Source organism: Candidatus Atribacteria bacterium, assembly GCA_011056645.1.
Lineage (GTDB): Bacteria > Atribacterota > Phoenicimicrobiia > Phoenicimicrobiales > Phoenicimicrobiaceae > Sediminicultor > Sediminicultor quartus.
The window spans coordinates 1-10,662 of the sequence record DSEL01000200.1 but is presented as its reverse complement, the minus strand read 5'-3'; the positions used below and the strand labels follow the sequence as shown (position 1 = coordinate 10,662).

5 protein-coding genes, 1 pseudogene and 1 riboswitch are annotated in these 10,662 nt (G+C 35.6%); all 6 genes and pseudogenes read right to left on the bottom strand.

What is annotated here, in order from left to right; genetic code table 11:
• The 6 genes and pseudogenes from ENO17_09460 to ENO17_09435 all read right to left on the bottom strand — a co-directional run bounded on the left by ENO17_09460 (position 1) and on the right by ENO17_09435 (position 9,412).
• Positions 1 to 410: pseudogene (locus ENO17_09460) on the bottom strand (helix-turn-helix domain-containing protein).
• Positions 411 to 838: 428 nt separating this feature from the next.
• On the bottom strand, positions 839 to 2,410 hold the full coding sequence (locus tag ENO17_09455) for a DUF4173 domain-containing protein (protein HER25260.1): 1,572 nt from the start codon (positions 2,408 to 2,410) through the stop codon (positions 839 to 841).
• Between the two features lie 415 nt (positions 2,411 to 2,825).
• A complete protein-coding gene (locus ENO17_09450) occupies positions 2,826 to 4,856 on the bottom strand; it encodes a class A beta-lactamase-related serine hydrolase (GenBank protein ID HER25259.1) in 2,031 nt (676 codons plus the stop codon).
• 188 nt (positions 4,857 to 5,044) lie between these two features.
• A complete protein-coding gene (locus tag ENO17_09445) occupies positions 5,045 to 5,296 on the bottom strand; it encodes a hypothetical protein (GenBank protein HER25258.1) in 252 nt (83 codons plus the stop codon).
• 1,351 nt (positions 5,297 to 6,647) lie between these two features.
• The gene (locus tag ENO17_09440) at positions 6,648 to 7,061 is read right to left on the bottom strand and encodes a DUF1566 domain-containing protein (GenBank protein ID HER25257.1); all 414 of its coding nucleotides are present in this window, start codon (positions 7,059 to 7,061) and stop codon (positions 6,648 to 6,650) included.
• Between the two features lie 89 nt (positions 7,062 to 7,150).
• Entirely contained in the window at positions 7,151 to 9,412 is a 2,262-nt protein-coding gene (locus ENO17_09435; GenBank protein ID HER25256.1) for a hypothetical protein, read from the bottom strand.
• A gap of 351 nt (positions 9,413 to 9,763) precedes the next feature.
• Positions 9,764 to 9,870: riboswitch (glycine riboswitch) on the bottom strand.
• Positions 9,871 to 10,662 lie beyond the last annotated feature (792 nt).

Below are 10,662 nucleotides of genomic sequence, written 5' to 3'. Positions count from 1 at the left end.
TACTGAGGAAACTGAAATATTTATATGGCAATCTCTTTCTAATATTCTTTTAATCTTCTCTTTACCAAAGTAAGGATATTTCCTTCTTATTTGACAGACCTGCATCTCTACTTGATGATCCCTTCCTACTTTGGACCTTACTTTATGAGGCCTTCTGGATCTATCTTCTAAGCTCTGAACTCTATTGGGCTGATATTTTTTCCTCCACCGGTAAAAGGTGCTCCTGTTTATTTCAAAATCTCACCGATCTGTTTGAGAGAGTAATCTACGGAACTGTACAGGTTAATGGCTTTATATCTTGCCTTGGCCTTGAGGGATAATTTATCTATATAGTTTAGCTTGGTTATAGCCTTTCCCCAATAAGGTCGGATATAGGACAGTTGAGTAGTTGTTCCGATGCTCCCCTTCATGATCCCTATGCACCTCTTTTTGCTTCTATTTTACTTTGCTTCTTTCATCCTGGCAATGGTGCATATGGATCTGAACTTATTCACTTCTAAGTGCAACTTAAGTATAGGATTATCAAATAGAAAGCCCTCGAATAAAGATTAAAAGCTAATATTTCAGGATTTCAGGGCTAGACAAAACAATTTTCGAAGTTTTTGTATGAGTGATGAAACTGAAAAAGTGTACCTGGCATTAGAAGAAGCAATTAGCATTTATTAGAGAAATTAACTGGTAAAAAAATGGATATTATAACCCTTAATTTACTGGATTATTGAGCATTAACAGCTCTCTCTTCAAAAGGGGTAAGCATTGGGAGGCAAAAGAATTCCCACTTACTTACGCCACCACCTGATTTCGTACCAACGAAGCTGGCGTGCCGTACGATTATATCTTACTCATAGTGTTCTACTGGATCAAACTTTTGTTGCTGGTAATCCTTATATGTTTCAAAGTCACGGATTTTTGAATTAAGAATTTTATACGCCCTCATACGCGATATATTAAGCGATTGCCATTGTAAAAAATAGGGAGAATCGCTATTTTGAGTGCGCCAGTATAATTCGCGAGCAAAACTTTTTCTTAGATCATCATTTGAAAGATTTAATACCTTGATAGTATCGGGTATAGCATCGTCTGAAAGGTGGCTTAAATAGTAAATATCAAGTTTTCCGGTTGCATCAAAACGCTCAATATTCCGTCGTGCTATATAGGCATCGGGATTGAGAAAATTCATAACAGCCAGAAACAAGGCAATCGAGAGAAAAACACGAAAGGCAAAAGTGTGCTCTCGTTTGTCTCTATAGATTTTGTAAAGCAACAAACAGAAGATGACCGCCAACAAAATGATAAATACGTGGCTGTACAATCTCAAAGTTGTAAATCCATATGCTTTTTCGTAAAGCGATAAGCGAGTAAAAGCAGAAGTTATGATTAAAATTACCTGAACAACTAGCGCAGTGCTGAAAATCTTAAATCCTAACGCATGTTCAGTCTCTTTTTTAATAACATATTTTTCTATGGTCAAAAGTAAGAGTAAAGAAATAATAGCTACCGCTATCAGCTCAAAAAAGCCACGTCGTGCATATTCGGCATAGGTAAAACCTTGGGCGGATATATTGCTTTCTCCTCCAAAAAGATAAGTTAATTGAACAAGCATAAAGATGAAAAACAGAACATTAACAGAGCCGAGCAGAATGGAGCTTTCGATATGCCCAAGCGTATGGTTTTTACTATTTTGCTGTACGGTAATTTTACCTTCTTTTTCTCGGAAGGAATAAGTATATGCACCAATATAAACCAGCGTCGCTATCAAAATCAAAATAAACCTAAAAATTATTTCCAGTTCATTATCGATATTGATTAAATTTAAGACATGTTTTTGGAATATTAAATCTGCTGAAGAAAAAAGAAGTAAAAAAACAAACAGAACAGGAAAGGCCATTAAAACACCCTTCGCGATCTGTGAAAAAACTTTTCGGTCTTTATTTACTCCCCGTTGCGAAAATAAATTGGATAGAGTTTGAAATAACGGACAGATAAACATAAACGGTAAAAAAAAGATTTTTATATAATCTTCGATTAAAAAGTTTTTCACTTTTTCGCCGAAAGATACCTCGGTGATTACAAGTAACAACAGCAATGAAGCTACTACATTAAGAAATATGAGCAGGAAGCTAGAACGGATAAAAACCATGGCGCTAAAGAATATAAGCAACGCCAAAAGCCAAAGAACCTCTTTACTTATTTGCTTCTTAAAAAAATACGAAATAACAAAAAGTCCTGCTATGACCAAAACAACATAAAACGGAAACGAAATACCAGGAATTTTACCATAGAAAAAGTAATCAAAAAGCAATCCCAAAAACAAAGATATTCCCGTTATAATTCCGGCCTTGGCCAAAGTATTTGATCGGGGATTTTTCATATCTATCAAAACTCCTTTAATAAAATTTCCCTTAAACATTATTTGCTATTTAAAACATACTTATCTTCTCTAACATAAACCTATTTTTTAACACCAGAAAAGCATTTATATTATTTTATCATATTTCTGTTCTTTAGATTATATATCATACATTATTTCTGTAAAAAATACCCAAAAAAAATAAAAAGGCTCTTAGCTAATGCCGAAGGGTCGGAATATAATAGCTCCCCCTATTGAACGCGTTCAGAACTTTTGTATGAGGGAGAAGAGGGAAAAAGTTTTTCAGAAACTAGAAGAAGTGATAATCATCTGCTAAGGATTAAAATATAGAGTTACTTATTTTTTAATTGATTCATACAATATTATCGGGTATCAATGCTAGTGAATCCAACAACTTCGTACAGTGTTTTTTAATGGGGTAATCAATTTACAGAATAATTACATGCATATAACCTTAATAGTTCCAACCGATCAAATTGTAGAATGCAGAAAAACAGACAAAAACTAAAACAGAAAGAGCAAAGAGTGAATAGAGTATTCTAGTAGGCAAATTCCAATATTTCTTTTGCCAGGATTTTATTGAGAAGTATCCTAATGATAAAAAAGCTGGAATACTCAGAGTTGGTACAATCAGCGCAACCTTAAGTATTAATGGTATGCCATACATTAGATCTTCATTGAATTTAAAAAAAATAATTCCAAAAAAGACAATGATTGTGACAGCATATGCCATTCCTACGGAACTCGCAATTTTCTGCCAACTTGCAATTTGGTGTTTTTTTCTTAAAATACTAATTAGTTTTCCGATAGACCAACATATTAGAATCAATAACGACGTTACTACAAAGAAAAGCAAGGCTAATATTGAAACGGTTCCATATTGCCACCAAGGTATCCTTTCCATCGAGAGTTTTTCAAAATTAAAAAAAACATAATCAGCTTTATCTTTTTTAGCATTTAGCCTAAACGCCATTCTTTTCCCTAGATCAATTTTTATTCCAGATCCTGCCAAAATATCAGTTTTTTCTACTTTTTGAAAAGAATCCGCTGAGATTGGTTCATATTTAATTGAGTCTTTGAGAAACATAATCCCAACGCTAAGAGTGCCGTCCTCATTAGCCTTAACAAAAGCATTATGTTGCGGAGAAATTGCCACCATAAGTTTCGCGATACCAGATTGGTTATAGCGGGTATAACGGTAATATCCCTCGAACTTTTTTAAATCACTCATGGACATTGGATAGCATTTTGAGGATTGTGAGACATTTGGGTAGAATCTATCGGCAAATGCTTTCTGAAAATCATAATTAAATCCTATAATATTGCTATTAAAACTGTAAGATATTCCCTGTTTATATTCGGGAAATAAAATTACTTGCCCAGTTGAGCCAAATGCGCCACCACTTTTTTCTACTGTTTTGTGACCATTTATTTCGTTAATCATGAAACCCAATCCTTGCCCGAGCAGGTCTTTATGGGGAGCAAAGACATCATTTTCTATGCTCTTTACACTTTCTGGTTTTAAGATTGTTTTTCCTTTAAATATTCCATCATTCAAATACATAATCATGAAATTCCCTAAATCATGAGTATTAGATAACAGAGCATAAGCCGGATAACCAGCCCAATAACCGGTTTCCTGTTCCACAAATTTGTCGTCCTTCAAATTATAGATATATCCCTTTAAAAACGTGTCGCCGAAATCTGCAGAAGGTAAATTATAAGCAAATAATGAACTGTTCATTTCCAATGGCAAAAAGATATTTTCTTTAACATATTGATCAAATTCCTGCCCAGAGGTTCTTTGCACTATGTATCCCAATAGGTTCCATCCATAATTACTGTAATTATGGATATCACCTGGCTTATAGACTACTTTTGGGCGGTAATTTTTTACGGATTCCTCCAAGGTAATTAACTTATCCTTATCCTTTGTCCCCTGGCCATTGAAGTAATCTTCAAATCCAGCAGTATTTTGTAGTAAATTCCTGATAGTAATTTTTTCTTTAAAATCATTCTTTATTTCAAAATTCAAATATATATTGATATCTTCATCGAGTTTGATTTTGCCTCTATCAACCTGTTGCATTACAGCTGTAGTGACCAACGTCTTGGCAACTGAAGCAACCAAACTTACATCTGTTGTTGGGTTAATTGCCTTTTTCGTTTCAACCTTCTTTACACCGTAACCTTTATTAAAAATGATGTTGTCTCCGCTTACAAAGGAAATCATGAATCCTGGAATGTGATACTCCTGCATCAGCCTGGGAATTTCTATGTCCAAAAACGATTCTAATTCCTCTGCTGATTTGGGTCCAAACTGATTTGCTTGAGTGATACCTGAATCGGCTGCCCCTGATCCGTACTGGACTATTTGTGTTTTATTTGAATTTGTACTAGAAGCAGCCTGAACATTTATCAGACAAAAGCAAAAGAATGGAAGGCTTACCAGAAAATAGACTAAAATTTTTAAAAATTTTTTCATTACTAAATTTGTCCTTATTAAACTTAATTTATTATTCACTTCTTTTAATTTACCTTTTTATTATAATACAACTTTATTTAAAAATCCTTCTTTTTATATAAAAATATTTAATCAAGTAGGAGGTAAATGATTAATTCATTTACCTCCTCTCACACCACCTCACGTACCGTTCGGTATATGGCGGCTCGTTAAAAATTAGCTACTTGTGTATATCTATCTGTAAAACTTAGGTAGCGAAATTCCATACTCCAGGCATTACTCCCTATTCCATGTTTCCCTTTATTTCTTACCACTTGCTTGCATGCTTGATTCATGTTGTCTTTGGCAAGAATTTTCTCCATAAGATTATTGGTATATACGTTTTCGCTGTTTCTTCTGTTATCAAACGCCGAAAGAATACTGGGCACTTTTCCATTATCTTGAGGCTTCCAACCTTCCATCCTTGAAATAGTCTTTATGAGAAGTTGCCTGCTTTCTTGGTATTTCTTTTTAAGTTCTTCAAATTTTTAGAAACCTCCTATCGTTCAGCCCTTCAATTGATGTATATCAATCTACTATGGCGTCCGCTGGCTTCTGACAGTTTAATTATACATCACTGTATGAGTTGATGTTTTAAAATTCATTTCACAACCTATCTGTCAGACCTCCCCAGGTAAGAACGATTACTTTCACTCCATCTATCTGCTACATTTACACCGCCTGTTTCGGATATTTTTGGGCTTTGTTTTGTTTAGCAAACTTACCCACAAGCATATGCCTTATATGTAGTTCGTATTCCTTAAGACCTTAAGTTTTGCCGCAGGCAACCTTTCAGATTCCCCCTCACGATGGACACCCTTGTCTTAAGCTAATGGTTGGCACTATCAACCCCCATATCGGACTTTCACCGATTATTAATCGCCTATGTTGGGCACACTAAAAAAGTCCTTCAGCAAATGCCAAAGGGCTGGAAATAGTCTGGTTCCCCCTATTGAACGCCTTCATAACTTTTAAGGGAAATATTGCAATAGAAAATATTAAATTGAGCCAGTTAATTCTTCAATAAAATAACAAAAATAACTGTTTTTAAACTTTCCTACTAAGAAGATTTTCGCAACTAAAGTCGAAAAAAGTTATAGGATTATTGAAATAGTACAACCGTTGTCAGAATTCATGTTTTCCAAAAGAAATATTCTTTTGCTTATTATATCAAAGTTAAGTGTTGCATTTGTAACTTGAACCCAAGCTGTCCCTATTATTCTGATTATTTTATTATTACTAGAGTTTAATCGTTGCTATCCCAACAATCATAACTCATTTTCCTTTTTTACCTTCAAATAGGTAGCAAATGCAATAATTTTTATATTCTTACTTTTTTGGGGTATTGACCAAAAATCAGTAGGCATATAAAATTCTATTAACTTCTACAATCACTAAAAGTAATATAATAAATATTGATCTATCTCAATCCATTTAAAAAAACAGTGATCTTATATATTAAAAAGATCTGTTATTCAAATACTATATTAGTTGTTTAAAAGTCCTTCTTTTTTTCAAAAAAGTTTTCCACCATAATCTGGACAGGTTAATAATTACTTTGAAGATCCATAATTATTTTTGATGGGTCATCTTATGTTACACTGTTGAATGAAATATTGCTCCACCCTCGCTTTCATCATCATGACAGGATTGACTTGACCCGAAATAAAGCAGTCCTTCGAGGACAGGCTTCACAAGTTCACATGTTCTTCCCTTTCCATTTTATAATTTGCAAACTTATAAAGCCTGTCCACTATTCTTCTTATTAACTTATTAAAAAGTCCGCACAGCCCGAACCCGATAGATACTGTTCTTACTTTGTCCATAATACTGGGTGCCATCGTCAAAAGCCTGGGACCAAGCACCACCAGCATTGCATTCAGAGGAACTCCAATAAGGACGACCGCTTAAATCAAAACCACCAATTGTTGCTTTGTTAAGGTAGAGCTTGTTCAACTCATCTTTGCTTGGTAAATACCAGTCACTATAAACACCGGAACCAGTTTCTGAATTAGTATAATCATCACATAACTTGGCCGCATTACTTTCTGTTCCATAAGTTGTAACTATGAGATTTGTATTTTTATCCCCTGTAACTAATGCTGTTGCTGTTGCACCAGTTGTTCCATTATTGGTAGCATGCCAAACAATCCCCGTTCCTATGCTCTGATCACCTGTAGTCGCAATTAAGCCGTGTGTTTGTCCGCTATGTAGTTGGGGTCTCCGATTTGGAAGATATAGGCAACTACACCGCCGCCATAATTATCGCCAATTGCCTATGTACAAGAGGCAGATATATAGTTATTAGGATAAGGATCAGTATCAGGATAAATCTGATTTGCCATAGTTGCAGTTCCACCTACTGTGTTGCCACAAATAGTATTCTCTTTACCCTCTCCGCCGATAGTAACAGCTCCTGAAACTAAATGTATACCACCACTATTGCCTACAAAACTTGCTGTATTTCCGGAAATAGTACTTGAAGTAATGGTTAATGCACCATTATCATTATATATTCCACCGCCCGTAGAAGCACTATTAGTCGAAACAATGCTTGCTCCATTCACATCTAATGTACCTTTATTACATATTCCACCGCCGGGACCAGGAGTACTATTACCGGAAACAGTGCTTGCTCCGGTGATTGTTGCTGTGTAACCAGTTTCGTTATATATTCCTCCACCGTAGCTAGTAACCGTATTTCCAGAGATATAACTTCCTCCTTGAATAGTTAAAGTACCGTAGTTGTATATCCCACCACCAAGGTCAGATGTATTCCCCGAAACCTCACTTCCAGTGTCAATAGTTAACACTCCTTGGTTATATATTCCACCACCGTTATAACCCGTAGAATCATTATCAGAAATAACGCTATCCGTGTTAATGGTTAATATACCTACATTGTGTATTCCACCTCCATGTGGACCAGAGTTAGCGGAGATTGTACTATCAGAGATAATTAAATTACAGTCACTACTATTGTATATTCCACCGCCACACCAATGGATAGAGTTATCGGAGATCATACTTCCGTTAATAGTTAACGTACCATGATTATATATTCCTCCGCCATAATCAGTACCAGGATTTTTATTACCGATAATCATACAGTCATTTATTATCAGTATTCCACCATTATCGATTCCCTTTCCGGTATTTGGGCTTTCATGGGTAATGGTAAAACCTTCAAGAGTAGTACCATCCAGAGAATTACTTGAGGTTACTGTGTTAGTACTATTAGCTCCTTGGATAATTGTTGAGGAAGCCCCGTTCACACTTTGCAGGATAATCAACTTACCAGAGGGGAAGGTAATACTCTCTTCATAGATTCCATCGGACACTTCGATAGTATTTCCGGTACTTGCGGCATTTAAGGCTGCCTGAATTGTATTGTAATAAATATCTTTGGTTGTATTATGGACCGGGCCAAGCAGACTAAAAGTTACCGTATAAGTCTTTTGGGTAATACCGTCTTCCGCAGTAACCACCACGGTAGCTGTCCTCTCTGCCTCTGTTCCGGTAAGATTAGTTGCCTGTGTAATTAGTTTAGTAGCATTAGAATCAGTGGTAGTAGCATTTACTGTAGGCACTTCTGATGTCTCGTGGGGCAGTTCTACCGTATAGTTTATGGTGCCAGCACTAAAAACCGGGTTTAGAGTACCCGTGCTTACGATAAGAACACTTAAAGTCGCATCAATGTTCATCCATTTTGCATAGAGGGTCACATTAGCTGTCACTATATCAGTGGTAAAGTCCCAGAGATTAGTACACCCAGATTCTTTATACCAACCGCCAAAGGTGTAGCCGGTCTGTACGGGATCTGTCGGTTCAGTCAACTTCCCGCCCTGTGCTACTGTCTGTGAATTGACGGTACTCCCCCCTTGAGAATCAAAGGACACAGTGTAGGTTGGAGTGGGTGCTGGAGCAGGTGTTGGTGGATTAAGGAAATTCTCTACTGCCTGCAGAACCACTGCTGATGTCGTGGGGTCTTGACCTGCTTGTATGGTAGTGCATACGATACTTGAAAGATCATCAAAGTCTGGGTCAGCCAGAATATCAGCAAAATTGATGGAAGCCGGATTATCTCCTGCATCTATCATCGCCTGGGCAATTAAGGCAGTGGCAGTGGTAATACAATCAGCTGTTCCCAGGTCATACTCAATACCGACTTCCACCTGACAAGTGATCTGCTCCAGTTTCACCCCATCTTTGACTGCTTCTAAAAGATAGGGACCACCCGGAGGAACAGAGATCTGGTAGTGGCCGGTAGCATTGGTGGTGGTGGTAGCGAAAATCACACCAGTTGTAAGATCAATGATGTTGACCGTGGCATCAGGCAGGGCTTGACCGGTCAGGTCTTTTGCCTGAATGGTTCCCTCCGGTAACATAATTTGCCCTTTGAGTATCCCTTCGGTTGCGGGGGGATTAAGGAAACAACTACTTAAAAGTAAAGCCCCCAAGATGAGCAGAGAGAGAAAGAGAAGATTTCTTTTTTTTAACATGTTTTGCCTCCTAAATAATATAGATATATGGAACATTTATAGTACGACTAATTGCTGAATTTTATGTTAATTTTACTTGATTGTTGAGGATTTTCACCTCCTCTAAACATTATAATTTTAGGGGAAAAGTGTCCTAGCTTCATCACTTTAACCAACCTTATTAGAAAGTCTGCCCTGGTCTTATTTCATAAATTAGGCCTATTATTTTAAACTATAAAAAAGGACAGAGCAAGAAAATAATTAGATTACTTTCTTGCTCTGTCCTTTTACCTGAAAGATTCTTCCTAAGAAATTAGGAGATAATTTTTTAGAAAACTCAGTAAGGTTATTCCCAAAGATTAGAAATTGCCTTTTTGGTGCTTTTTATCATAAAGCTCTCCAGAGTTCTGTCCCGTAACAGTCCCTTTGCCTGAAAGTTTGAATGCTTATAGCATCTTGCCTCTTCGGCTCCTTTTCTTTTATTATGAAAAAAAGGTCTCTCCTGTTACCTTCATACAGGTTACAATATTTATTTTTTTTAACACATCGTTATTTTTATACTGCAAGTCTATTTGAAAATCCTTCTTTTTTTGAAAAATAATTCTAAAAAAAAATAAAGCTCTTCAGCAAATACCAAAGGGCTGGAAATGGTCTGGCTCCCCCTATTGGAAAGGTTTGGAGCTTTTTTTTGGGGTGAAATTACAGGAGAATTACAAAACACCTATAAACTAAAAGAGTTAATTTATCTTCCGATTAGTATTCCAAATCCAATTTAATTGCTTATTATCTCTTATTTATCCATAAGTATATTCCCTCCTCTTATTTTAACCCTATATTAAGGTTAAAATTAATATCTTAGAATAAAACAAATAACTAAAAAGACCATTATGACAATTCTGTAATAAAATCATATTCTGTGCTATTTTAAAACGAAAAAGCAAATAGCTTCCATCATGAGTTTAAAACAATATATTTAAACGTAAATAACCCCAAAGAATATGCCAAATAAGATAATATATCATTCTTAACAAATACATTGCTATAAATCCATTTCGTTTAAGAGTATACAATTGAAGAAAATTAAATAAACAAATATGAATACCTATATATCCCAGAAGCCAAAAAGAATTTTGTTGCCCAGAACTCATATCCACTATATGAAAAATTGGTTCTACTAACGAGACTATTAAAATAGAGGTCCATATTATTTTATTATTGTTTGGATTTTTTAGAAAATATCCAAACAATAATACTAATAAAGTAAAAGGAAAAATATGAAAAATGATTTCTGCTACAAATCCTATGAC